The organism is Paenibacillus sp. FSL R5-0486 (assembly GCF_037975155.1).
GTDB classification, from domain to species: Bacteria; Bacillota; Bacilli; order Paenibacillales; family Paenibacillaceae; genus Paenibacillus; species Paenibacillus amylolyticus.
In genome coordinates this window covers 3,197,048-3,221,481 of record NZ_CP150237.1, presented here as the reverse complement: position 1 = coordinate 3,221,481, position 24,434 = coordinate 3,197,048, and the positions used below count along the sequence as shown (strand labels likewise).

Genomic DNA, 24,434 nt, shown 5'->3' with positions numbered 1-24,434 from the left:
GCGGCAGATCAAGACGTTTACGTCTGGTCTGCCGCTTTTTAGGTTGTGTCCCGTATGATTCCTTCTCACTCTGCAACGATCTTCACTGGCAGATGGGTCAATGACTGTCCCGGAGCTGAAGTGGCCAGATTATTCTCCAGATCAAAGGACTCCACCGGTTCAATCCGAGCAATCTTCTCCACAAATGCTGTCAAGGCAATGCTTAGTTCCATTCTTGCCAGCGGGGCCCCTAGACAAAAGTGTGGGCCATTACCAAAGGTAAGATGTCTTTTGTTATTACGACGATGAATATTCAGCTCAAAGGGGTCTTCAAACATCTGCTCATCCATATTGGCTGCACTCATCCAGGAGATGACAACATCTCCTTTTTTCAAATCCACTCCGAGCAGTTGATTATCCTGCTTTACTGTCCGATGCCGCTTGGCATTATGGAACCTATAACGAAGCATTTCTTCCACTGCGAGCGGAACCCATTCGGGGTTCTGCCTGAGTTGGCCATACAAGCTCGGGTCATCGTAGAGGAAGGAATAGAACGTATTTGAAACCATATGACTCGTTGTCTCTATACCGGCTCCAAGCAGAAGCATGGTCGTGCGAACAACCTCATCCTCCGTGAACTTCTCACCTTCAACATCGACATTTAACAGGTCCGTAATGATATCCTCACCAGGATGAGTCCGTTTATGAACCACAATAGGATACAGGAATTGATAATACTCTTGAGCTGCAGTTTGCTTTTTCAGTTCACTCTCCTCAGCCGTCTTGGGATTGATGGGTTGAAACAGAATATCTACCCAGTTCTTGAAGCGATGGCTGTCTGTAAGAGGGATGCCAAGCAGATCGGCCATAACCATCGAAGGTAGCGGAGCGGCCAACGCTTGAACAATATCAATCGTCGTATTTGGCTCAATATCGGCTACCAGCTGCTCTGCAATGTTGCGAATTCGTGGCTCCCAGTTTTTCAGACTACGCGGTGTAAAAGCAGCGGATAACAACGAACGACTTTTTTGATGACGGGGAGGATCGATACTTGATATGTTTAATTTGTCTGGAGGTGTGCCTTCATTGTTCTTTGCTCCAACGGCAATGGTCGTCCGGGTTCCTTCGGCCGAAAAATACTCATGATTACTGAGAACCTGCTTCACATCATCGTATCTGAACACATTCCATGTGTCTGTATCTTCGTGATAGTACACTGGTTGCTCAGACAGCATTTTTCGAAACCAGTGAAGTGGGAAAAACTCTTCAGATCTCGACTGAAACCCCGTGATGTCCTCAACACGTATCACTTCTTTATACATTTGGAATCCACCTCTCAGCATAGTTTCGTGATTGGTTACATGGGTACCTGAATTGACAGTTCAGCACCTGATTCCATTTTATACCATTCGTTCATTTATTGATATAAACCATTTGAACTAAATCAGAAAAACCCCTTAATATAAGGGGTTTTCGTTTTATACGTATCGTATATTATTTCTGTCGATGTCTCAGTGAGATAAGCCATACGAGCCGATCAATCGCCTAGTTTCGCCAATGCTTCCTGTAGTTGCTCCAGTTGTTCAGACAGGGTTTCAATCAAGTTCTTCGTTTGGCTTGCCTTCTCCATTAAGACTTGCTCTTCAGAATTGTCTTCGGATGCATTCCTGATTGGTGATGACTTCAATTCCGACAATTCGCTTTTGTATGTTTCTTGTTTCTCCAAAGCCATTCGCAGTTTTTCTTTTGTCGTACCGATCTGATGCTCCAAATATATGATGTCGGACGAGTTCGCTCCATCGGATACACGTTGTGAATATGTCATGACTCACCTCTTTCAATTTCATCCATTGCTTTGCCAACAGTGTAGGGCTCAATATCGATATCCAGCTCCATGCCGAGAGCTAGTTTCGCCAGTTGACTCCCGATAAAAGGACCCATGGTCAATCCAGAGGCTCCAAGTCCATTCGCGGTAATCAGACCTTGCCAGCCTGGGACAGCCCCCATTACTGGCAGAAAGCCAGGTGTGAACGGACGGAACCCAACTCTTACCTCCTGGAATGTGCTATTGGCTAGCCCCGGCGCCAGTTCCAGACCTTTATTCAAAACTTCCTGCATGCCCCCTGCAGTTACTCTTGTATCATAACCCTCCACATCATTTTCATGAGTGGCACCAATCACGATCTTCTGTTGATCAAAGGCCAGCAGATATTGATCAGAAGGTGGCATGATCACAGGCCAGCGGCCTGTATCCTCCCCATCCGTGACATGTAGATGCATAATTTGTGCCTTTTGATAATGCACTTTAAAGTGTATGCCGAGTGGCTTCAGCAGTTCGTTGGCCCATGCACCTGCACAGACAACGACTTCATCTGCCAGGAAACGCTGATCATTAACACTCACACCAATGACCCGATCCGCTTCGAATTGAAGCGTGGCGTCTCCATGGATCACTTCCGCTCCATTTCGCTGTGCAGACCGGATCAATGCATCGCGCAGCGCCCTTCCATCTATACGTGCAGCACCACTGATATGTACCGATTGATAACGTTCATCCAGCAATGGAAAACGTTCACGGGTTTCTTTTTCATCAAGAGGTGTAATGTCACCAATCTCCGGTGCATCTGTTTTGCGAAGATGGGCCCGCTCTTCCATCTTGTTGATTTTGTCCACGTCCGTATGAATACTAAGCGCGCCCACTTGAGCATAACCGGTTTCCGTTTCTCCTTCGGCTTTAAGCTCCGCTATGATGCCCGGATAGAACCGCGCACCAGCCTTGGCGAGCTGATACCAGTCCTGATTGCGACGCTGTGACAGCCATGGACAGATGATACCGGCAGCTGCATCCGTTGCCTGTCCTATATCTTTTCGATCTACGATGATGACCTCTGCGCCATGTTTGGCTAATTGATAGGCTGTTGATGCCCCCAGAATACCCGATCCGACTACGATGACTTTCTTCATGTTTGCATCCCTTTCCTTAATCACTCATTCGTTATAGCGTATACCGTTTCGCATTCTGTTGGCAAGGCAGGCGTACTTTTAGATCCATAAATAGAGGCTGATCAGACTACAGTTCATACTCATTCATCCAATTAATAATCGTTGAAGCATTTATATGAAAACGTTTTATATATTACCTGTCATTCAATTAAAATTATTCCATTTATGTAATATAATTCTTTCTAGGTTTCTTTTAACGCTGTAACCACGCCACTTACGCACATGATCCTTTAACGAAAAGAGGAATAACACGACGATGCCGAAACCTAGTATGGGGAATCCGCTGGATACCGATATGCCGCTCATGATTACAGGGCAAAACCAGTTGACCGTTGATGAATTGATGAATTGGAGCGACCATTCGCGGGATTACAGCATTGTACAGTGCATCGGAGGAACAGGGCGAATCGCAGCAAAGAATCATGAATTTTCGATCAAAAAAGGGACCGCTCTCATTTTGTTCCCGGAGGTAACCTACCGTTACCACAATCTGAGTGATTCATTACGATTTGATTGTCTGTCTTTCAATGGCTATTTATTGCCACGGTTCTTGCATACCTTGCAGATCGGGGAGCTGCGCGCCTTCAAGCCGGATGGAATGCTTCATATCCTGTTGCGTGAAATTACGTTGGCGCTGCAGTCCCGGCACAAGGATCAGATCTGGCACGTATCCGCATTACTGTACATGCTTTTGGTCAGATTAACCATTGAAGGTGAACGCTATAGTGCTTACGAACGTTCTGATGCCCGATTAAGATTGGATGAACTCATTACTTTTATCAAACAAAATTATCATGAGGATATTTCTCTCCCCTTGTTGGCTGAGCAGATGGACGTTACCGAGCAGCACCTCAATCGGATATTCAAAAAAGAATTTCAAATGACTCCATTGGAGTATCTGATGCGATATCGGTTGTTGAAAGCCAAGGAAATGCTCATCGAAAATAACGCTACGACCGCTCATGAAATAGCCAAAGCTGTTGGTTTCAACAGTGCCAGTTACTTTGGGTCAGTGTTCAAAAAATACGAAGGGATCTCCCCTATCGAGCTACGCAAGCAGTATCTGGATTAAAGCGCCTCCATATCGATCTCGGCCAGCGAGGATAACCGCAGTTCATGCATGGCGAATTCCAGACCACGCGTTACCTCGTTAGGTACGATGATACACCGAATACCTGCTGCATTGGCTGCCTTCAAGCCATTAGGTGAGTCTTCGAACACAATCGCTTCGGAAGCCTCGATCCCAAGACTCTGGAGAGCAAGAAGGTACAATTCAGGGTCCGGTTTCACTCGCTTCACATCCTCGGATGTATGAACGACTGTGAAATAATCTAAAATGTCTAATTTCTGCAAGTAACCATGCACCCAGTCCCGTGTGGAGCTGGAAGCAACCGCAAGCTGAATCCCCTTTTCCCTCGCAGACTGAAGCAATTCATACACCCCTGGAAGAATGGCGGCCTGTCCCAAATAGACTTCGTATTTTTGTTCAGAGAGCAATTTGATATGATCATGATCTATCTTTTTTTGGAGCGCTTGCTCCAGATACAGAAATGGATGAAATTCCTCAAAGGATGTCCCCACATTTTTCGACCATAGCTCCAGACCAAGTTCCACTCCGTGCTCTTCATAAATATCGCGAAACGCATAATACCAAGGTGTCTCTGTATCAACAATGAGTCCATCAAAATCAAATATAAATGCTTTTACCATGAACCTGTTCTCCCTCCAGTGATCGGCCAGGGGAGCGGATTAGAAACGTGCGGTCAAGTCCGGATGAGTAACGTTCACCGATAAAAAGTGACACGTACAGCCCGTTCCAGTTGGCGACTGAACAACTAATCCAGCTCGAAGTTCCCCTTGTATCGGCATGCCGAAATAACGAATTAGTTTCCACTCATCCCCATCAGGTGAATAAAAGAATGATATGCAACCCTCTACTTTGCGTATACGCAGATAGGGATTAGGCACGGAGACTTCAACCGAATTACAATCATCGGATGAACCATCACGTGTCACCACCGACACGATGGTAGGCGCTTTTCCATCATATTCAAAACAAATTTTGCACCAGTTACGATCATCCGCCATCACCATCAGGCATCCGGAATCATATTGATTTTTCATATCAACGGTTAATTGGGTTGTGATTTCGAAATCGCCAGGCACAGGCATGGACAGAAATGGTGCGGTTGCACGAATGTGCTTGCCCGCAGGGTCTTGGAAAAAGTCGGTGTCCGCCTTCGCTTCCACCAGCACACCTCCCTGATCGGTATAGGACCAGCTTTCGGGTTCGTTCATCCAGCTCCATTGCTTCCGCGCTTCTGTTGTCATTACGTTAGTCATTTGTTAGCAGCCTCCCAAGTTAAAATATGTTCTAGAGGTTGTTCAAAAAGTCCGCTTTTGATTACGAAGGATGCCTAGTGGCATCATCAGCATCGAATATGGCATTCAGCCGAAATGTCCGTTGCTCACGTAGTTTTCCTACGCTCCGCTACTCCATTTCTAGCTTCATCCCATCTTCTTGGTACTGAAAACCGCTCTTTTTGAACATGCATTTACTAGTTTTTTTCTGTACTACATATTCGCTCCAGATACAGTAAACCCCTTTTTCTACATATTTTTGTAAGTCTCCAGCACTTGGGAGTGCTTTTGTGGATCTGGCAGGAAAAACATAATGACCATGAGTACAACATATAGACCAAGAATGACGCTGAATAACAGTGTTGGATTGTGATGGTAGAGCAGGCCCGTCAGGTAACCGGATGGAATGGCTGTAAGCGTCATGACGGTCTGCACGGCCGAGAACATATCGGCTTTCTCATGCGTACCCAATCGGTTCATCAGCAGGGAATCCCGGTACGTCTGCAAAATGAAGTTACCCGCAGCGAGCACGATTAGCGTGAGAAACAACATCCCTATATTCCCCACAGGGATCAACAGAAACAGAATGGCTCCGGCCGTGCTAAGCACGATGGAAAAACCAACATACTTTTCTTCCGAACGCCTTTTCAATCGCGGAATGATGACCAGATAGAGCAGCATGACGGTTACCGCAGTCACTACTGGGATAAACGAAATAACACGGTCATCAAATTTCAACTGTTCCTTGAAGAAAATGACCTGGAAGAAATTCAGCTGTAAAATCAGATTGGATAACACCGTGATCAGAATAATCGGAAAAAGTCTCCGTTTGTAGAACGATTTTCCAAACAGGCGCAGACTGGAACCCAAGCTCTGAAGCACGCGGGTTTTACTATGCAATCCCATAAGTTCCTTGCCGACCTCGGTCTCATCCGTGTATCGGTTACGAATGAAAAACATGGCGGTCATGAGGATGCCTCCGACAAAGTAAATAGTGGCGAGTGTAGGCACAATACCATAATCAGCAATGACCACCCCGGCAATCGGCGTGAGTACCCCAGCCCCTGTAATAATCATGTTGAGAATGGCAAACACCTTCGATCGTTTGTGTTCCTCCACATCCTCTATGATCAGACAGTTAAAGGCGACCGTTACAAACTTGGATGTTGCATTCAGTAAATAAGCGATCAGGAACAGCCAGAAGTTCTGGGAGAAGGCCCAGATGAACATGGGAACACTCCAGGCAAGCAGATCAAAGATCAGCGTTGTTCGTTTCCGACCCAGCTTATTCGTAATGGAACCTGCAAACAATTGAAAGATAAAGGCAAAATAAAGATTCACCGAATTGATTAAACCGATTTCTATGTCCGAAAGTCCGGCTTCCTTCATATATAAAGGAGCGTAAAAGAGAACGATCGTGCCCGGAATGGCCCATACCGGTTCAAGTAAAATGGAGTAGCGTGGATTCTTCGGCAAATCTTGAAGCAATTTCAATCGATATCCCTTCCTTCTGCGGTTTTCACCGCTGCGAATTCAAACTTCTCGCAGCGGCAAACCCGCTAATGTCTACATGCTTATAGGATAAGAGCTGTTTTGACCGAATTCATCGGTAACTTCTCTCCAGTATGCATGTCATAACCAATCGTTCCATTAAAGGCCTGTTCATAATCACTTAGCAGTTCCTTGGCTGTCACCATCTGTTCCAGTTCCGGAATGCTTTGGGCAAATTTCAGTGCCGTACTGATCATCGAGTGATTAGCAACTGCACCGATGATACTAATACCATCATTAATCACGGCTGTTGATTTGAACGTCACCTCATAGCTGTCGTCATATCCCATAGGAATAATTTTGCCGCCTTTGGCAATCAGCTCAAATCCTACATGAAGCTGGTTACCAACCGCGTCCACTACAATATCAAACTTTTTGTTATTATTGATCTCGTATACTTTATCCAGTGTCAGATCATGAGGATAGAACACATGATCCGCGATCCCTGAAGCGAACTCTTTGCGGTATGGATCAACTTCCGTGCCTACGGTAAGCCTTGCCAATCGTTTGCTAACTAGCTGACACAGGGAACCGATTGCTCCAGAACCGAGGACCAGTACAGAGTCACTTGGCTTAGTCCCTGCTTTCATGAACGTCTGAAGTACACATCCCAGTGGTTCGATCATCATGGCCGTTTCCCAACTCATGGAATCCGGAATGGCATAGATATACTTTTCGTCCCCAACAAAATATTCAGCAAAGGTTCCGTGCGTCGTCATCCCTACTTGATAGTCATCAAAATTCTCGCAGTAGATGAACAGACCCTCACGGCAGTATGAGCAGGTACCGCAAGATTGCGTGGGATCAACCAATACTCGATCACCGATCTTGAAACCACGAACGTCGTCGCCCACCTCAACCACTGTGCCTACACCTTCATGACCAATGATCGTTCCTTTATTTGCTGGCACTTTGCCTTTGACAATATTCAGATCTGTCCCGCAGATGCCGGAACCATAAATTTTAATTTTTACCTGGTTTGGCTTTTGAATGGTTGGCTCCTCAATCTCCTGGTAAGTCACCTGTTTGAGATCCTGATATACGAGTGCTTTCATTGAATAATTCCTCCTAGTCGATTGTCGATTATGATCTATGGATTAAGCTTCAAACGTTTTCGAAAGTTGCATCGCATGAAGATGTTCCTGCTTCTGAATCTCTTTCCAGTCTGACAGGATCTGTAGCAGCGCTTCCTCGACCCACAGCAATTCTTCCCGTGTATGGGCATCAGAGAAAATAAAGTAACCCTTGGTGAAAATGCCGAAGTGAGCCATTCTCTTCACCATGAACTCGCGGAAAGGGTCTGTCTGGAAGTTATCTTCAGCCAGGGATTGAATGCAGAAGCTTGCATACGTCCCTCTCACTTCCAATTGATCCGTCAATCCGAGTAATACAAGTTCAGATTCCAGACGATCCATGATCCGGGTTGCCGGATCACGCCAAGTCGGCCATACTTTCGCATTTTTCATTAATCGTTCACAGGCAATGGCTGCTGCGAGCGCTGTCGTTTCACTGGAATGGGCATTACTGAATCTGACCTGTCCTGACAAAGACATCAAGTGCTCAGGCCCCATAACCGCTGCGAGCGGTAAACCGTTGGCCATACCTTTAGAGATACAGAGCAGATCAGGCCAGATGTCATATTCTCCTGCTGTAGCCTGCTTGCCCATTCGAATACCGGAAGTTACCTCATCGAATATGATAATGATGTCCAGAGACCGACATAGGTTTACGGCTTGCTCCAGCGCGTCCTTTTTCCACTCGTTGGGGCATAGAACAATACATGCGATATCCTCGGGAGACGCGGTAATCTGAGCCTCAATTCGCTCCGTAGTAGGCTTGTTAACCCAGATCGTTGAACGCTCGATATCCACCGGTATGCCACGTTCTTTTGTCTGGCCACCATAATAACCGTAGGCAGACCAGTCGTGCCACCCATGATAAGCTGTCGCAATAACCTTGCTTTTGCCACTAGCGGCACGGGCCAGACGCACGGCCCCACTCACTGCATCGGCACCACTCTTGGTGAAGCGCAGCGATGGATAACGCCCCTCGAACCGCTCCAGAATCAACTCGGCACATTCAAGCTCGATGTCGGCAGGTAAAGAAAAGCTTGTCCCTTTTTTCAACTGGTGAATGACGGTTAGTTGGACTTCATGTCTGGCATGGCCCCATGGCGCCGTACCCATGGCCATTTCGCAATCCAGCCATTCATTCCCGTCGATATCTGTAAATCGGGATTTGTAAGCCTCTGCACAACATACGGGTGTATGCCCGGGAAATAAACGTTCAGGTGCTTTGGCTAAAGTGCTGCATCCGCTCGGAATTACCTTTTCGACTTGTTCCAACCACTCCAGATTCCGGGTAAATCGTACGGCACGATCGAGCGTGCTCTCTTTTTCTTTCACCTTAAGTACCTCCCTGTTTATTTTCGTTGTGAGTGAATTACCGAACTTTGGTTCCAGGCCAGCATCCATCGTATATGCGATCCATCGTGATCACATTGCCATACAGATCGATGATCAGATCCTTGGCTCGATGAGCATGTCTCATCTCAATCCAGTAGCGGTTCTCCAGCAAACGGGCGAAATTGTCCACCAAAAACAGTAACCGGTTCTCACTATGAATCAATTCCTTGCCCAGTACCTGTGGCAGCCAGATGGCCCCGTTGGAATTAAAGCGGTTTGAATAGTCCCGTACTTCGGCTACATTTGCAAATTCGGCTTCCTCCAGCTTGTTCCAGAATGTATCGGCATCACTTCGAACCTCGGCAAGGTCAATCCCGACAATCGGCAGATGCTGGTATTCCTCTTGGCTTTCCAGCTGTGCTTTCAGATGACTGAAAACGAATGGCCACACATCAGCCTCGATTTGACCGCCCCACTTTTTCCAGAATCGTGCCAGATTGTTCTTCCGGTTGAAGTTGCGGTGAATGCCGCTGCTGCGTTCCCAGTGATATGCTTGAATATTCGGATTAATGACTGTATCGTATCCGGCAGCTCGTGCCCGCATCTGATAATCAAAGTCCTCGTATCCGTTAAAGAATTTCTCATCGAGGTTGCCGATGGTCTCATACACCTCCCGCTTCATGCCAAACATGGCAAACACCACCAGTTGAACAGAGAAGGTTTCTTTTGGGATATCATCAGGAGATGCGTTCAGGAACAGGTGTCGGCCGATGGTGTCCGCAAAAGCAATGCCGCAATGCTGCACGCCTCCTGTTTGCGGATACAACAGAACGCCCCCAATCATGCCAATCGTAATATCGCTATCCAGTGTCTCTTTCATCATCGGTTGCCAGTTCGGTTGAAGAATGGTGTCAGAATCCAGGAAGAAAATGTACTCTCCCTTGGCTAGGCTCAGTGCGCTATTAATCGAGACGGCGCAACCGAGTGGAAAATCATGCTGAAGAATCTCGATGGTCACACCTTCTCTTACTTCTTGCTTCAGTTTATCCAGATGTTGAAAGACTGCTGAGCCGGAACCATCGTTGATGAAAATAATCTGAGTGGATGGGCTTACCGTCCGGAGTAGCGAATCTGTGAACAGGTTCAAAATGTTATAGTCCTGGTTGACTGGCACAATAATGGTGTAAAGCATGGAATCCCTCCTGATTTGGGTTGATGGAATGAGTACATAAGCTGATTCGAACTGCACAATTGCTGGTGTTTCTGTCCGGCCCCCTCACTTGAATATTTTGTCTTTATTTGGTAATGATTTGAATCTACTAGAAATTTATATCATTTTTTGTAAACTGAAAATCTTAAATTCTGAACTCTGTTAATATTTGAATATGTGAGAAAATCAAGTTTTTGCAGCTTGCGCACTGAGAAACGCTTTTGTGAACGCAAAAAAACACCCTCAAAGAGTCTCCGTTCCTCATGTAACGGATTCTCTCTGAAGGTGTTATATTGTTCATCAAGCTCAAATTATGAATTACTTTATCTACAGTTGAATCTCTACATTTTTGTCCGGATCGCTGTATTTATAGATGCCCGGATTCAGTTCAATATGTCCATCAAATGGAATATCTTTGTAGGTATCTATATGAATTTTTGCAGGTGTCATCCCTTGGGGGTTAATTTCAGGAACGACTTCTTTGCCATTGATCCGAAGCATTGTTTGGTTAATACCTCTGAAACTAGGCGTTTGGGAATATGACTCTACAATTAATTTCTCCCCATCCCTATAATAAGAAAATTGTATTTCAAGTCCATCGACAGTGAGTTTGGTGTATTGCTTTTGTTTCTTGGGTTCATTTAAATGAATCCAGTTTTTAGTTGTATCTCGTTTCTGAACAATGGCATCTTTTAAGATGAGTTTCATTGGAACATCAGACCAGTTTTGATACCACTCAGGAGATTCAAAATCAAACAATTGCTGATTATTTTCAGAACGCCCCCCTTTCGTGGCTTGCACCCCTGTGATTGTTTTATCATCTATAATCATCTGAATCGATTTATATTGAACAATACCTTCTGTATATGAACCTTCTTCATCAATTAAAATCTGAAGATTCAATGGAGTAATCACAAGTTGATCTAAAGTAACACCGGTTTTTGCTTGGAATTCAGGATTGGTATACAGTTTTTTCGTATATATCGCCTCACTTGCTTTTTTCCCATTTGCGACAAAATCGAATTTCCAAGTACCTGTCAATCGTTTTGCTGCTTCAACATAATTGAAATGAAGGTTCGCATTCGCCCAATCCGCTTCCGATATATCAAATACCTGTTCAATCAACAATCCTTTTTCTTCGTTAGGCAAGATGGTCGGAATAGCATCTACAACCTGGGACCCGGTATGAACTCTCAAGTGAGGTTTGACGCTTTCCAAATCTGATGCTGCTACCTCGACTTTATAACGGATGACCGTTTGATTATCTGCATGTCTAACCGATTCAATATGAATCGCCGGAAACTGTGAAACACCAGTAACCATTGATTCTCCAGTATGTTGATTAGATTTCAGGAAAATATCCCTATCCCGATAAAGGATAAGATTCTTTGCTTCGAATGTAAACTCTTTGGTACCACCTTTTAAAGTATCAGCTGTTTCATAGATCCCAATGAGTTTCTGACTATCAGGATCGTGCCCCAAATAACCATATACGTTCGCTCTCGCATCGGATTCTCCTATTATAGTATTTTCCTCAGTCGCAAATTCACTATATGGAGAAAGATCGATTGATGTGTCCAGAGATATGAGCATTTTCATTTTTTCTCCATCTGTTACAACACCGCTTAAATTCATTGTCACACCTGAACTAGCGGACTGAAGATCATATTGCTGACCGATACCATTATTTATTGCGCTTGCAACGCCCCGGCCTCCGATTCGATCCCAATCAATCGTCATACTGGCGAATACAGGAATAGCAACAAGTAAGAAAAAAGTAAAAATGATGCTTATAGGAATTGCTTTAGCTCGATATCCAGCAGGCTTTTGTGAAGAATTCAGATTGACTCGTCGTTTATGTGCTTCTTTTTCAATGGTTGTCCACATCAAGTCATAATCCGGAGGAGATATGTTTTTTTCCTTATTAGAATACTGATTCATTATTACTCATCTCCTTTAGTTGAGGTTCAACCATTTTATTGAGAAGTTTTAACCCTTTGTTTAATCTGGATTTTGCAGTCCCTTCAGGTATGTTCATAACTTTAGATATCTCAGGTACAGTCAAATCATTGATAAATCGAAGGACAACAACCATCCTAATCTTGTCAGGAAGCCCACTATATAATCCTCGTAGCTCTTCTTTTGTTTCCCTATGGTACACACCCTCTTCCACAGGGTTATAACTCTGGGATTTGGACAACAAATAATGCCGCATTTCTTTCAACCATCCAGATTTCCGTCTTCTCATAACGTTATGACACTCATTTGAAGCAATTCGCAATATCCATGATTTCATATTCCTTACCTTAGTTCTGTCAGCCAAAATAACTTTGACAAATACTTCTTGGCAAATGTCCTCGGCATCTGCTTGATTCTTCATCAGATAATAACAGAAGTAATAAACTTGCTCTTTGTACAATTCAAAAATTTCTCTGTCAGTCATTCTATCCCCCCCTTTGCCGTGTTCTCATTAATAAGACAAATAATGTTATGTAATCGTTCATTTTGTTTATAGTTGGTTTTGCTAAGTTCTCGGATACCTAGAATAGATTAGTTCAATGTCTCTGCTTGAACAGGTCTATATACATGTAAACAAGCAAAAAAAGCCGCTAAATTAGCGACTTTATGAAATCATTTGGTCATCGAGTAACGAGCTGATGCTGTTGAGTTAATCTCACCCCTATTTTCATCTCTGCTTAAATCCATGATAAAACGTATCCACCACAAGCGCAGGGGCTGCTTTTCTCGCGATATGACCACTTACAACCTGCTGCCACGTCAGGAACATGATGGAATACAACACATCGACAATCCAGGTTTTATCGAGATCGGAGCGGAAATAACCTTTCTGTTGTAACAGACCGACCGCGTGTAATACAGGTTCTCTCAGTTTCAGATCTGCTCCCTCAATCTCGGGATTATAGTTAATGGTGGTGTCATGAGCCAGAAAATAAATTTTGTCGCCTAATGGAATCAGCGCCTCGATCAGCTCAGGTATGTACTTTTCACAATGCTCCTCATCCAGTTGGATTTCTTTCATGGTCTCACTGACCACCTCGATTGCGCGTAATCCGAGATATACCATAAGCTGTTCGCGGCTTTCCACGTATCGATGTAACGTAGCGATTCCGATTTTTGCAGATTCCGCAATTTCATTCATGGAAGCATTCGGTTTTTCAATCAGCAATTTGGTGGCCTCGTCCAAAATGGAATGGAGCCTGGTTTGTTTGATTGTTGTCATTTCCTTTTTCATTGGTATTACACCTCTTGGCGAATTAGTCTACAATTGATCTAGTCATCCATCAAATGATTGGATGAGATTATAAAATTATAGCATACTTCCTCACGAGTAATACTAAAAGCCGCCATTTGGCGGCTCTTAACATGGTCATCTTTTATCTCATACGTACTTATAGTTCGATGATTCTCGTTGCAATATTTGCACAAAATTCACGATCATGCTCTACAAAAAGCAGGGTTGGCGAGTATTCCAGCAATAAGTCTTCGATCTGCATACGTGAAATGACATCTACAAAGTTGAGTGGTTCATCCCAAATATGCAGATGAGCTTTCTCACTAAGACTTTTAGCGATGAGCACTTTCTTTTTTTGACCTGCGCTAAACGTTGAGATATCTTTCTCCAATTGCAGTCTGGAAAAATCCAACTTTCGAAGTATCGATTTAAACAGGCTTTCATCAATCCCCTGTGTGGCCGCATACTCAGATAAATGCCCTCCGAGATCGGACGTGTCCTGCGACACATACGAGATTTTAAGCTGATGATCCTTTCGGAAAAGACCTGTATAAGGGATATCTTCACCACAGATCAGTTTAAGAATGCTTGATTTGCCAGATCCATTTTTACCGTACAGGGCAATACGACCCCCGTTTTCAACCGTGATACTGACATTCTTACACACCGTATTGGAGCCGTATGATATCGACACATGTTCCAATTCAACAAGTTCCTGCTTGTGAAAATCCAGCTGATGAATCTGTAAACGTTCTGCACTCTCGATGTTTTTGAGAAGTTTGGATTTCTCTTGAATCGCAGATTGCTGCCTTTGTTCGATATTTTTGGAACGTTTCATCATTTTGGCAGCCTTGTGCCCAATATATCCTTTATCCACCTTGGAACCGGAATTTCTCGTACCATTTTTGGTTTTTTCAACTTCATGCGACCATCCACCGGTCCGTTTGGCTGAATCGGATAAACGCTTGATATCCTTTATTAATTTCTCATTACTCGCAAGTTCAAACTGATCTTGCCTTCTTTTATTTTCCCACCAAGCGGAGAAATTGCCTTTCTGAATCTCGATGTTACTTTTATTGATGGAAAGGATATGGTCCACGCTGTGATCCAGAAACGCCCGATCGTGAGATACCAAAATAAATCCACTCTTGCTGCCAAGATAATTACTGACAATTTGTCTTGCATGAAGATCAAGATGATTGGTAGGTTCATCAATGAGCAGAAACCGATTATCCTTCAGGAACAAAGCAGCCAGCATCACCTTTGTTTGTTCTCCGTTGGATAACGTATCAAAAGGCCGATACAACACATCTTCTGACACTTTTAACAGGTTAAACTCCCGCACAACTTGCCAGTGTAGATATTCAGGATGAATCTCGCTGATGACATCAACGGTCATGGCTCCCTTATTTTCTACCTGGAAAGGAAAGTATTCAAAGCTAACATTCGCAGAGATATGTCCGCTGTATTCATATTTGCCAAGCAACAGATTGAGGAAAGTCGTTTTGCCTCTGCCGTTCCTTCCGGTAAAACCCAATTTCCAATCGGAGTCCAACTGAAAACTAACATTTTCAAATATATTATCGTAACTGCCTTCATAAGCAAAGGTCAGGTTGGTAACGTTGATTAAAGACATGCATATCATCCTTTTTATGTGAAATATAAAAGTAAACTGACGGGATTTCACCATAGAACATGGCATGGATTCCCTCACTTTAATATTTGAACATAATCAGAATTTAGATTCGCTTATACAATAAAGAAACCTGGCGATAAACCACTCAGCGCCAAGTAGATCTATGCATAGGAGGACAAAGTGCCGGATTCTGATTAGTCATATTGTGAACCATGCCACTGTTCATGTTTGTTGACAGGTCCACATAAACATCCACAACCTCTAATTCAGTCATGACTCTATCCCCCCTTTGAAAGTTCAAAATTTAATACAGAAAACTTAACATGGAATACGATATGGGTCAAGACAGTGTAGCCTCGATCTCATCTTCCATCCTCGTACCGTTAAACCATTGTGTTTTCTGGCTTACACACCTCTACGTAAATTTTGATGATGTACTCATCGGGGTTACTTTCTGCAAAATAAGTGAGCAGGTCCAGTGCATACACATGTCCACAGACTTGCAGTCCCTCTTTTTCTATCTCCTCTTTCATGAGGGAATACGTCTCCGGCATGCTTTCGTATGAACCTCGATGATTCATGACGGCATACATCCCTTTTGGCTTAATCCATATCGTTTCCCCTGGAATGGGAGCTTTTATTTTGTTGCCAAAGTAATCCGGATAGTATTCTCCTGCCTCATAGTGCTCCTGAGTTAAGATCGTCCATACCGGAAACTCATAGTCGATCATCTGTTCATCACAATGGGTCCTGTATTCAATGAACTTACGGAAGAATTCCTTATCCCCATCCCCTTGCTCCAGTTGTACAGCAATAAAATACTCCAGCTCACATTGTTCGATATGCAGCCCTTCAGGAGAAGCATCCGTGGCTTGTTTCGTCATTTCAATGGCACCACTTAGCAGCTTTTGCATACGTTTGATTCGTTGTTGCTCCAATTCAAGTGCCTTTAATTTCTGTTCAAACAGCTCAATTAACAATGGTGTATTCTGATTTTGAATAAACGACTTAATCTCTTGGAGTGAGCTTCCTGCCTTCTTCAGCACATGTATGACATCCAGCACATACGTTTGTTGCATACCATAATAGCGGTAGCCCTTGGCATTGGTATATTCAGGCTTTAACAGCCCAATCTCGTCATAATGAAACAAGGTATGTTTGGTCACTCCGCAGATCTTGGCAAATTCACTGGTGGTAAAATGTTGTGCGTGATGTCCAGCCATCTATGGCCCTCCATGTACATATGTAGTCTAAGTTTTATCAATATAAATGCATTATAGTGTGTAAAGAAAAGTTTGACTATAGGGTTACCCGATAGTTTAGTCTTGAATTGTAAGTTATTCATATCGTCGGAGGGAAACATGTCTAAATTCAAACGTTGGATGATTCTTGTTATTGTCTCAAGTGCACTATTACTCATTGTGATGGATATGACCATCTTGTACACAGCCCTACCCAGCTTGACCTATGATCTCGGTGCATCTGCTTCGGAGAAATTATGGATTCTGAACGGTTACTCCCTTGTCATGGCGGGTCTTCTTCCTGCAATGGGAACACTCGGGGACCGTCTTGGTCATAAAAAAATATTCACCCTGGGCTTGCTCGTCTTTTCTGCTGCTTCTCTTGCTGCTGCCTTTTCTCCAGTACCGGCTATGCTGGTCATGAGCAGAATTCTTCTAGCCGTAGGTGCCTCCATGATGATGCCAGCGACATTGTCGATTATCAGAGTTACGTTTACGAATGAGCGAGAACTCGCACTGGCAATCGGCATCTGGGGTTCCATTGCATCAGGTGGTGCTGGATTGGGACCGATTGTTGGTGGACTGCTACTTCAACATTTCTGGTGGGGCTCTGTGTTTCTGATTAACCTGCCCATAGCCATTATCGCGTTTGTATTCGCCTTGAAAATGATCCCTAAACATCAAGGGGATACCTCGAAAAAGTGGGACTTCACCAGTTCCATTCAGATCATGATTGCCATGGTCGGAATTATCTATTCTATTAAGGAATTCACAAGACGCGAAGGATCTCTCACACTCGCTATCATTGCTGCTGTGATCGGTGTTCTGTCCCTGATCATCTTTATTCGCCGTCAGAATAACAGTCCCAATCCACTGCTGGATCTGTCCTTATTCAAAATCCCAAGATTCAGCACCGGCTTTATTACCGCACTGGTTGGCTTGTTTGCACAAATGGGTGTGCAATATATGGTCACTCAGCGGCTTCAGCTGGTGGAAGGCATGTCACCGCTTCAGGCTGGACTATTCACCGTATCCATACCTGTTGCAGCACTCATTGCCGGACCTGTTACGGGGGCCATTATGCACCGTGTGGATGTTGTATATATCAAAAGCTTCACTCTCTTCATCGCTGCCCTTGGCATGGGGACGTATCTGATGTATTTCAATGCTGGGTTCACTGGGCAGATTATCGGCTTGGCACTGCTTGGTGCAGGTCTTGGATCAGGGATGACCGCTGCATCACATTCCATTATGAGTTATGCCCCACCACACAAAGCGGGCATGGCCGCTTCCATTGAGGAAGTGGGTTATGAGCTGGGCGGAGCATCCGGTATTGCGATCATCGGCAGCATGTCGACTCTTTTCTACACACTCGCTATGAAGATTCCTGTGGGAATTAGTGTGCCAGCCAATGCGAAAGACAGTTTGGATGAAGCGCTTATCGCTGCCGAAAGCTTGCCTGCTGCGTCTGCTGAATCGCTCAAAAATGCCGCCTTTGCTGCATTTGACCAATCCTTCTTTGTTGTCATTGCAGGTGTGACCGTATTTCTGTTCATTGCTGCTCTGATTATGAGTTGGCTTGCTGTGCGGTTGAAACGAGCCCCAAAGCACAGCGTTAAAACGTAATCAAATTCATTTCATGAAACAAAGCGAGGTATATACGAAATATGTCAAAAGAAGAGGATTAACTCAATTAAATTCACATCAAAAACCACTACCTGAGTTGTTTCAGGTAATGGTTTTTGATATGCCTGATAACCGAAGCTTACCACCATGCGGCACCTCACGGAAGGTAGGCATCCTCTACCTCAACTTTTCGTTCATTCCCCATCGCAATGTATCTTACGTTAATGACATTTCCTTTCTGAAAATGGGGAATATGTGTGATTGGAATATAAGTCTCTACAATTGTTGGGAAGGTGCGGCCGTCAACTTGGGTTACAGTCAAATCCAATCGCACGCCAGGCCTTCCATCCATACTGGATGATGTCTGTACAATATCATGAATTATTGCTTCTGTTGGAATTCCGTCCAGCAGAATGCTCTTGCGAAGGTGATGTTTCTCTTTATTGTTACGTAGCAGTTTAAATGCCATAATCGTAGTGATCGTGCCTGTTGTAAGCCCAAAGACAATAACAGCAACAAAAATAATTAATGTGACGGTCATGATAACCTCCTTTTAGTTGAAACTTATGTTAACTACTTCTTGTTTAGATCTCTTATTCCTGCCAATTTGCTTGAATGGGAAAGCTTTAACGTCAAAAAAGCCGCCTTAAGGGCGGCTTCATGCTGTGTATGTTCAACTCAACTTAGTCTACTTTCGCACCATACGAGCGTACAAACAGAACGGCTTGTTCGCGATCCAAACGTACACCTTTGATATCCAGTGATTTCAGATCGATGCCTTCCAGGTTAGCCCCTCTAAGATCGGCCCCTTGAAGCTTGGCTCTACTTAATACAACTCGGGTAAGATCACAGTCTCTCAAATCTGCTTTGGTGAAATCCGTATCCGTAAAGTCAGCCTCGAAGAAACGAATTCCTCGCAGATCCTGTTTCCCCAATCGTGTATGTCTCAGATTTGTGTAGGACCAATCGCCGTGACTTAGTGTGATGCCATCCATTTGCGCACCTGAAAAGTCTGAGCCTGTCATCTTGCAGGAGCTGAATTTGGAAGCAAAGAGATTTGCACCACCGAAGGTGCAATTTTCAAAAGCCGATTCCGTATGAATCGAACCATTCATGGAAGCCCCTTTGAAGTCACACTCGATAAAACGACAGTTACTCGTTTCGATTTCTTCCATAGAAGCGTTCATAAATGTACACTGCTTGAAAACACAACTTATGAGTTCTCCATAGCGCAGGTCACGTCCCTCAAAATGTACTGCTTCATATTCCTGATCCTTATATTGATACACTGGTTACACCCCACATTGTATATTTCTCCGTCTTTCTTCATTAAAAGAACTTTTTATACTATACCACACCCCTGTCAAGTACCTGCTTAAATACCCGCAAAAGTCAAGTTACTTTTTTTATGAGTAAAATCTGAAAACTAAAAAAGGAACGCATAAAGCGCCCCTCCAGCTCACACTTTTAACTGTTCCAATGTGGGCTTATATATATGAAACTCTCCAGTTAGCTGCTTGTTTTATCCCTATCAGAAAGCATTACACCAGTTTTTTGGACATCCTGTACAGGGATAACGAAGGTTTATTGATTTCTCCTACTCTCTGGTATCCCAAACGCTCGTAGAGTTTAATAGCTAGTAGGTTTTCCTTTTTAACCGTAAGTGAAGATTTGGACAGACCTTGTGTTATAGCTTGCTCCTCAGCAAAATGAATGAGCTGTGTCCCTACACCAAGTCCTCTGCTTTCAGGCAACGTAGCCAATGTTCCGATGTGGTACTCGTCGTTCTCCGCTTCTTTTAATGTCACCATGGAGTAGAACTCTTTCCAGTGTTGGAGATTATACTTAATCAAGCTCCATTTCCGAAGTTCAAACAGCTTGGAGAACGTTGGCAAAGCAAGTTTGTTCATTATAGTAGTCGGATAACACATGATCATGCCCAGCGTTTGGTTATCCTTTTTGGCTTCATAAGCGTACTGGTGACTGAATCGGTTCTGATTCGAACGCCATAACTTGTTAAAAGTTTTCTCTATAATGCCTTTATCCTTGGTACCTGCAAGCGAATAGGCCATATATTCAAGTGCCATCTGATTTAGTTGCCCGCCGACTAATGATTGTGGACTGGCTTTTGTTATGGAAATCTTATTCATCGCTGTCACTCCTCTAGGTAGCTGAAATTGGACTAAAACCTCGTAGCAGGTTGGTTGAATGATAACCCCTCAACGATCACATTCACCGTATCAATGGTTAATCCGGTCAGCTGTTCCACATGTAATCTCACATTGTTTTGCAATTCCCTGCAGACTTCATGCACTTTTGTTCCATAACAAACGACAACCTTTACGTTTATCTCCAGTCTTGATTCTACCTTGCGGATATCTATGCCATTTTGTAGACTTTTCCCGCTCCACTTTTTGGTGATGCCCTCTATAAGTCCTGTCGACATGGAGGAAATCTCACTGGTAGTATTTGCGATCTTGCCGACAATTTTGGAGATCACATCATCCGATATTTGAATTTTTCCCAAAACATTTTGAATGGACATCCTAGGTCCCCCTCTTTATACCCGCATTTTTGATAGATAATAATATCATTTAATATAAATATAAATCATGCAGAGTCCGATTTCAACTTTTGAATTGAGTCATCCTCATTTCTACCTGTACATAGCAAAAAAACCGCGATCATCGCGGTTTCTTCTTGGTCCATATTAAGGGAACTTCAATTGAATACGGACAGGAATGCGGGAGGATATCCCACTCTCTTTGCTACCTTCTTCTGCTGCCTCTGTTTCTTCTGCTTGCACGATCCACTGCCTGCCAATTAACGATTGTAGCAGTTCAATCTCTTGTGCGGTCAAACGAATATTCTTCAGAGACAACTCATCTTGAACGTAATCCCGATCCACCTTACGGTCAAACCGGAAATCGAGCAATCGTTTCAACCCGTTAATATGCAAAAACTTGAACTCATAACCTTGACGTATCGCCTTTTCCCAATCGTCTCCGATATCATCTGCTGTCTGTAGTCTTTCATCAAAATCCATCGCGGATTCCTTAACCAGAGGCAACAAACGGGAATAGTCTCGACGTTGTAAACATTCAATAATCACTTCTTTTGGTTCCCCACTTGTCAGAACATTCTCTACAAGAAGCCCTACAGGAATGGACAGCTGAGTTCGACTCATTGCTCGCCCTCCTCATTCCCGAGGTACTGATTGAACCAGGCATTCACCTGTTGGAAGCTATCGATCCGAAGTGAAGGTTTACCGCTTTTCAGCAAACTGTGGTTGGAACCTGGATAACGAATCAGTTTGGTCTTTTTGCCATATCGTTTTAGCGTAGTATATAATTCCTCCGCTTGCGCAATCGGTGTCCGATAGTCCTGCTCTCCGTGCATGATCAGAAGTGGCGTCTCAATGTGATGTGCATGGGCAAGAGGTGAACGGGACCACAGGAATTCAGCGTTTTCCGCCGGATTACCACCAATGACTCCCTCGACATAGGAAATTCCGATATCACTCGTCCCATACATGGACAACCAGTTGGAGATACAACGCTGGGTTACAGCCGCCTTGAAACAGTGGGTATGCGCTACAATCCAGTTGGTCATCACTCCTCCATAACTGCCACCTGCCACACCCAGACGTGAAGCATCAAGGAAATCGTATGTAGCCAGGGCATAATCAACAGCTTCCATCAGATCCCGGTAATCACCTCCGGCAAAGTCGCCACGGCAAGCTCTGGCAAACTCCTGACCGTATCCCATACTTCCGCGAGGATTGATCCACAGCACAGCGTACCCTTGCGCAACGAGTGTCTGCATTTCATGACTGTATGTACCCGTATACATCGCGTGGGGTCCACCATGAATCTGCAAAATCAGTGGCAGTTTCCCATTGGTGTCACGTATTGCCGGTGTGGCTAACCAACCTTGAAGCGGCCATCCATCGGAAGACTTAAACTCTACACGTAGAGGCACATTAACAGCTAATTCAGCCAAGAATTCATCATTTCTGCGGGTGAGTCTGAACATTTCACCACTGTCGATATCCACGCGATATAACTCTCCAGGGTGTTCATCTGTCAACGCAGCGATAACCAGCGATGTACCATCTGACGTTAAGGTATACTGATACACATCCTTTTCACCAGCGCCCGTAACGGATTGACACGCCCCATCTTCTTGAATACGGTACACGTCCACATTCCCGTTATGTGTTCCAAGTACGAATACACCGCGTTCCGGATGATGGGCATCCGAGATAGGAGAAGGTGACGCACCTGCGGACTTCATATCTCCAAGCGCCGCGTTACCAATCTGCATATCTAATTGAGGTGCGATTGGCCTGGGTATACCTCGATGAACGGGAACAGCGTATAAGCTGTTGTGGCTCCCGCTTCCATACTCACGATCACTGGCGATCAGGATCAGCTGTTGCCCGTCGGACGAATAGGAGAATTGGCTTATCGCCAGACTGGAATCCGTCACTTTGAACAGATCACTCTCTCCCAATCGAACGCTGTATATATCGGTAAAGTAAAGCAGATCCGCATCAAGCTCCTCGTCCTCTACTTGCTTCGAAATGAAAGAAAGCTGCTGGCTATCTGGCGACCACGCCGGAGCGCTGATATTCCATAGCCCGGAAGTCACCTGCGTGATTTCCCCGCTTTTGATCTCATATATAAACAACTGGCTGTATTGACCGTCCCACCAGCCAGCCCCTTCCGCCTTCGGCGTTGTACGCTCGAAGACTTTACCTCGCAGCTCAGGTACAGACTCCTGTTGGACGTCTGCTTTCTTCTGTTGGTCCTCCGGTTGTACTTTGCTGGTAAACGCAATGTACTGCCCGTTCGGCGACCAGATATAACTCAATATTTTACGTGCGGGAGATATCAGCATGACCGGCTCTTTTTGATCTGAATGGAGCGTCCATAGTCCTTTGCCACCATCCACTGAGCGAATGAATGTGAGCTGTGTGCCATCCGGCGACCAAGCAGGTGAGGAATCTTTTGTTCCATCCGAAAGTGCAATATCTTCATCACCATCGAGCGAAATCCCTCGAATTTGTGTATTATATTCGTTTTTATCCTGATCTATGGTCTGTTCCACATAAGCCACTTGTCCGTTAGGACTGATCACCGGCTGACTTATCCAACGGTAGTGACTCAGATCCTCCGGCATAATTGGTCTTTGATTCATAATGATGGCTCCCTTCTCCGTTTATTTATGGGTTGTCTCCGTACGTGGATCAAGCACATCACGCAGCCAATCTCCAAGGAAAATAACACCGAGTACGGTAAATGTGATCGCTAGTCCCGGGAATGTAGCGACCCACCAGCTTGTAGCAACGTATTGTCTGCCATCACTGAGCATCCCTCCCCAGGATACATCAGGTGGTTTGATACCCAGGCCCAGGAAACTGAGTGAAGCTTCCATAATAATCGTTGTGCCGACATTCATACCGCAGATGACGATAAAAGATGAAAGGATATTCGGCAGAATGTGTTTCAGAATCAATCTTCCATTCTTCGCGCCAATCGATCTGGCCGCATGAACAAAATCACGCTCTTTGATACTAAGAACCTCACTTCTTACCACACGGGTGAATGGAACCCAGTTCGTCACCCCGATGACAAAGATCAACGTTGTAATACCCGGGCCAACAATTGCCATCACAACAAGCATGAACAGAATGGTTGGAATCGCCATGAATGCATCACCTACACGCATGATAACAGCATCCAGCCATTTCCCGTAGAATCCGGATACCAGCCCCAGAATCGCGCCAATAATTCCTGACACAATCACGGCACCCATCCCCACGATTAAGGAAACTCGGGCACCATATACAATTCGACTCCACATGTCTCTGCCGAGATTATCGGTGCCCAGCCAGTATTCGGCCGTTCCGCCCTCAAGCCATGCTGGTGGTTTAAGTCGGCCCAGCGGATTCACCGCTGCCGGATCATGACTTGTCAATAGAGGTGCACCTATGGCAATTAACACAACCAACAATACAAGCACAGCACCAAACATTCCGGTCTTGCTGATGATCAGTTGTTGCCAGATATAACGAAATCCCGTTGGTGCACGCCCATTGTCTTGTTCCTGTTCTGTACCCGGAATTGGCATTTCATTGCTGCCTGTCATATGATTGCACCTCCTT

The 24,434-nt window shown here is 44.6% G+C and carries 23 protein-coding genes; 2 read left to right on the top strand and 21 right to left on the bottom strand.

The window, feature by feature from the left end; translation table 11 throughout:
• Positions 1-65: 65 nt before the first annotated feature.
• From MKY01_RS14425 to MKY01_RS14415, 3 genes are all read right to left on the bottom strand, one after another.
• Positions 66-1,301, bottom strand: a complete 1,236-nt coding sequence (locus tag MKY01_RS14425) for a cytochrome P450 (protein ID WP_315371142.1) — start codon at positions 1,299-1,301, stop codon at positions 66-68.
• A 215-nt stretch (positions 1,302-1,516) separates the two neighbouring features.
• Complete coding sequence (locus MKY01_RS14420) at positions 1,517-1,804, bottom strand: hypothetical protein (RefSeq protein WP_253508215.1); 288 nt, start codon at positions 1,802-1,804, stop codon at positions 1,517-1,519.
• A complete protein-coding gene (locus MKY01_RS14415; RefSeq protein WP_339286767.1) occupies positions 1,801-2,943 on the bottom strand; it encodes an FAD-binding oxidoreductase in 1,143 nt (380 codons plus the stop codon). The genes MKY01_RS14420 and MKY01_RS14415 overlap by 4 nt, the downstream gene beginning before the upstream one ends.
• A gap of 295 nt (positions 2,944-3,238) precedes the next feature.
• On the opposite strand from MKY01_RS14415, the gene MKY01_RS14410 reads away from it, so the two are divergent.
• Positions 3,239-4,054, top strand: coding sequence for an AraC family transcriptional regulator (locus MKY01_RS14410; protein WP_339286765.1), 816 nt, complete (start codon positions 3,239-3,241; stop codon positions 4,052-4,054).
• Here the strand turns inward: MKY01_RS14410 and MKY01_RS14405 are convergent.
• The 11 genes from MKY01_RS14405 to MKY01_RS14355 form a co-directional block, all read right to left on the bottom strand.
• Entirely contained in the window at positions 4,051-4,692 is a 642-nt protein-coding gene (locus MKY01_RS14405; RefSeq protein WP_339286763.1) for an HAD family hydrolase, read from the bottom strand. The two genes, MKY01_RS14410 and MKY01_RS14405, sit on opposite strands and share 4 nt — an antisense overlap.
• Before the next feature lie 39 nt (positions 4,693-4,731).
• Positions 4,732-5,325: a DUF1349 domain-containing protein gene (locus MKY01_RS14400; RefSeq protein ID WP_127548319.1), complete on the bottom strand. Its 594-nt coding sequence runs from the start codon at positions 5,323-5,325 to the stop codon at positions 4,732-4,734.
• A gap of 267 nt (positions 5,326-5,592) precedes the next feature.
• Positions 5,593-6,837, bottom strand: a complete 1,245-nt coding sequence (locus MKY01_RS14395) for an MFS transporter (RefSeq protein WP_253508207.1) — start codon at positions 6,835-6,837, stop codon at positions 5,593-5,595.
• 80 nt (positions 6,838-6,917) lie between these two features.
• Positions 6,918-7,949 carry an alcohol dehydrogenase catalytic domain-containing protein gene (locus MKY01_RS14390; RefSeq protein ID WP_253508205.1) on the bottom strand — a complete coding sequence of 344 codons (1,032 nt, stop codon included), beginning with the start codon at positions 7,947-7,949 and terminating at the stop codon, positions 6,918-6,920.
• Between the two features lie 42 nt (positions 7,950-7,991).
• Positions 7,992-9,299, bottom strand: a complete 1,308-nt coding sequence (locus tag MKY01_RS14385; RefSeq protein WP_253508203.1) for an aminotransferase class III-fold pyridoxal phosphate-dependent enzyme — start codon at positions 9,297-9,299, stop codon at positions 7,992-7,994.
• Positions 9,300-9,336: 37 nt separating this feature from the next.
• Complete coding sequence (locus MKY01_RS14380) at positions 9,337-10,491, bottom strand: glycosyltransferase (protein ID WP_076249421.1); 1,155 nt, start codon at positions 10,489-10,491, stop codon at positions 9,337-9,339.
• Between the two features lie 345 nt (positions 10,492-10,836).
• Complete coding sequence (locus MKY01_RS14375) at positions 10,837-12,450, bottom strand: DUF4179 domain-containing protein (protein ID WP_339286760.1); 1,614 nt, start codon at positions 12,448-12,450, stop codon at positions 10,837-10,839.
• Complete coding sequence (locus tag MKY01_RS14370; protein WP_101314039.1) at positions 12,434-12,952, bottom strand: RNA polymerase sigma factor; 519 nt, start codon at positions 12,950-12,952, stop codon at positions 12,434-12,436. Before MKY01_RS14370 ends, MKY01_RS14375 begins: the two co-directional genes overlap by 17 nt.
• Positions 12,953-13,195: 243 nt before the next feature.
• A complete protein-coding gene (locus tag MKY01_RS14365) occupies positions 13,196-13,762 on the bottom strand; it encodes a helix-turn-helix domain-containing protein (RefSeq protein WP_036608234.1) in 567 nt (188 codons plus the stop codon).
• Between the two features lie 157 nt (positions 13,763-13,919).
• A complete protein-coding gene (gene abc-f / locus MKY01_RS14360; RefSeq protein WP_339286758.1) occupies positions 13,920-15,398 on the bottom strand; it encodes an ABC-F type ribosomal protection protein in 1,479 nt (492 codons plus the stop codon).
• A gap of 383 nt (positions 15,399-15,781) precedes the next feature.
• The gene (locus MKY01_RS14355) at positions 15,782-16,621 is read right to left on the bottom strand and encodes a MerR family transcriptional regulator (protein WP_282321534.1); all 840 of its coding nucleotides are present in this window, start codon (positions 16,619-16,621) and stop codon (positions 15,782-15,784) included.
• Positions 16,622-16,759: 138 nt separating this feature from the next.
• On the opposite strand from MKY01_RS14355, the gene MKY01_RS14350 reads away from it, so the two are divergent.
• Positions 16,760-18,265, top strand: a complete 1,506-nt coding sequence (locus MKY01_RS14350; RefSeq protein ID WP_339286755.1) for an MFS transporter — start codon at positions 16,760-16,762, stop codon at positions 18,263-18,265.
• A gap of 157 nt (positions 18,266-18,422) precedes the next feature.
• Here the strand turns inward: MKY01_RS14350 and MKY01_RS14345 are convergent, their stop codons facing one another.
• The 7 genes from MKY01_RS14345 to MKY01_RS14315 all read right to left on the bottom strand — a co-directional run bounded on the left by MKY01_RS14345 (position 18,423) and on the right by MKY01_RS14315 (position 24,418).
• Positions 18,423-18,806 carry a hypothetical protein gene (locus MKY01_RS14345; RefSeq protein ID WP_127545903.1) on the bottom strand — a complete coding sequence of 128 codons (384 nt, stop codon included), beginning with the start codon at positions 18,804-18,806 and terminating at the stop codon, positions 18,423-18,425.
• Between the two features lie 142 nt (positions 18,807-18,948).
• Positions 18,949-19,554 carry a pentapeptide repeat-containing protein gene (locus MKY01_RS14340; RefSeq protein ID WP_036608249.1) on the bottom strand — a complete coding sequence of 202 codons (606 nt, stop codon included), beginning with the start codon at positions 19,552-19,554 and terminating at the stop codon, positions 18,949-18,951.
• 252 nt (positions 19,555-19,806) lie between these two features.
• Positions 19,807-20,415: an N-acetyltransferase gene (locus tag MKY01_RS14335; protein ID WP_339286752.1), complete on the bottom strand. Its 609-nt coding sequence runs from the start codon at positions 20,413-20,415 to the stop codon at positions 19,807-19,809.
• A gap of 32 nt (positions 20,416-20,447) precedes the next feature.
• On the bottom strand, positions 20,448-20,810 hold the full coding sequence (locus MKY01_RS14330; RefSeq protein ID WP_101314033.1) for an Asp23/Gls24 family envelope stress response protein: 363 nt from the start codon (positions 20,808-20,810) through the stop codon (positions 20,448-20,450).
• Between the two features lie 165 nt (positions 20,811-20,975).
• Positions 20,976-21,452, bottom strand: a complete 477-nt coding sequence (locus tag MKY01_RS14325; RefSeq protein ID WP_339286751.1) for a hypothetical protein — start codon at positions 21,450-21,452, stop codon at positions 20,976-20,978.
• The gene (locus MKY01_RS14320) at positions 21,449-23,467 is read right to left on the bottom strand and encodes a S9 family peptidase (RefSeq protein ID WP_339286750.1); all 2,019 of its coding nucleotides are present in this window, start codon (positions 23,465-23,467) and stop codon (positions 21,449-21,451) included. Before MKY01_RS14320 ends, MKY01_RS14325 begins: the two co-directional genes overlap by 4 nt.
• 21 nt (positions 23,468-23,488) lie before the next feature.
• Complete coding sequence (locus MKY01_RS14315) at positions 23,489-24,418, bottom strand: ABC transporter permease (RefSeq protein WP_036670788.1); 930 nt, start codon at positions 24,416-24,418, stop codon at positions 23,489-23,491.
• Between the last annotated feature and the right edge of the window lie 16 nt (positions 24,419-24,434).

Coding starts and splice junctions, on each gene's coding strand:
- MKY01_RS14425 (WP_315371142.1), bottom strand. CDS start 1,301: ATGTATAAAGAAGTGATACGTGTTGAGGACATCACGGGGTTTCAGTCG.
- MKY01_RS14420 (WP_253508215.1), bottom strand. CDS start 1,804: ATGACATATTCACAACGTGTATCCGATGGAGCGAACTCGTCCGACATC.
- MKY01_RS14415 (WP_339286767.1), bottom strand. CDS start 2,943: ATGAAGAAAGTCATCGTAGTCGGATCGGGTATTCTGGGGGCATCAACA.
- MKY01_RS14410 (WP_339286765.1), top strand. CDS start 3,239: ATGCCGAAACCTAGTATGGGGAATCCGCTGGATACCGATATGCCGCTC.
- MKY01_RS14405 (WP_339286763.1), bottom strand. CDS start 4,692: ATGGTAAAAGCATTTATATTTGATTTTGATGGACTCATTGTTGATACA.
- MKY01_RS14400 (WP_127548319.1), bottom strand. CDS start 5,325: ATGACTAACGTAATGACAACAGAAGCGCGGAAGCAATGGAGCTGGATG.
- MKY01_RS14390 (WP_253508205.1), bottom strand. CDS start 7,949: ATGAAAGCACTCGTATATCAGGATCTCAAACAGGTGACTTACCAGGAG.
- MKY01_RS14380 (WP_076249421.1), bottom strand. CDS start 10,491: ATGCTTTACACCATTATTGTGCCAGTCAACCAGGACTATAACATTTTG.
- MKY01_RS14375 (WP_339286760.1), bottom strand. CDS start 12,450: ATGAATCAGTATTCTAATAAGGAAAAAAACATATCTCCTCCGGATTAT.
- MKY01_RS14370 (WP_101314039.1), bottom strand. CDS start 12,952: ATGACTGACAGAGAAATTTTTGAATTGTACAAAGAGCAAGTTTATTAC.
- MKY01_RS14365 (WP_036608234.1), bottom strand. CDS start 13,762: ATGAAAAAGGAAATGACAACAATCAAACAAACCAGGCTCCATTCCATT.
- abc-f (WP_339286758.1), bottom strand. CDS start 15,398: ATGTCTTTAATCAACGTTACCAACCTGACCTTTGCTTATGAAGGCAGT.
- MKY01_RS14355 (WP_282321534.1), bottom strand. CDS start 16,621: ATGGCTGGACATCACGCACAACATTTTACCACCAGTGAATTTGCCAAG.
- MKY01_RS14350 (WP_339286755.1), top strand. CDS start 16,760: ATGTCTAAATTCAAACGTTGGATGATTCTTGTTATTGTCTCAAGTGCA.
- MKY01_RS14345 (WP_127545903.1), bottom strand. CDS start 18,806: ATGACCGTCACATTAATTATTTTTGTTGCTGTTATTGTCTTTGGGCTT.
- MKY01_RS14335 (WP_339286752.1), bottom strand. CDS start 20,415: ATGAATAAGATTTCCATAACAAAAGCCAGTCCACAATCATTAGTCGGC.
- MKY01_RS14330 (WP_101314033.1), bottom strand. CDS start 20,810: ATGTCCATTCAAAATGTTTTGGGAAAAATTCAAATATCGGATGATGTG.
- MKY01_RS14325 (WP_339286751.1), bottom strand. CDS start 21,452: ATGAGTCGAACTCAGCTGTCCATTCCTGTAGGGCTTCTTGTAGAGAAT.
- MKY01_RS14320 (WP_339286750.1), bottom strand. CDS start 23,467: ATGAATCAAAGACCAATTATGCCGGAGGATCTGAGTCACTACCGTTGG.
- MKY01_RS14315 (WP_036670788.1), bottom strand. CDS start 24,418: ATGACAGGCAGCAATGAAATGCCAATTCCGGGTACAGAACAGGAACAA.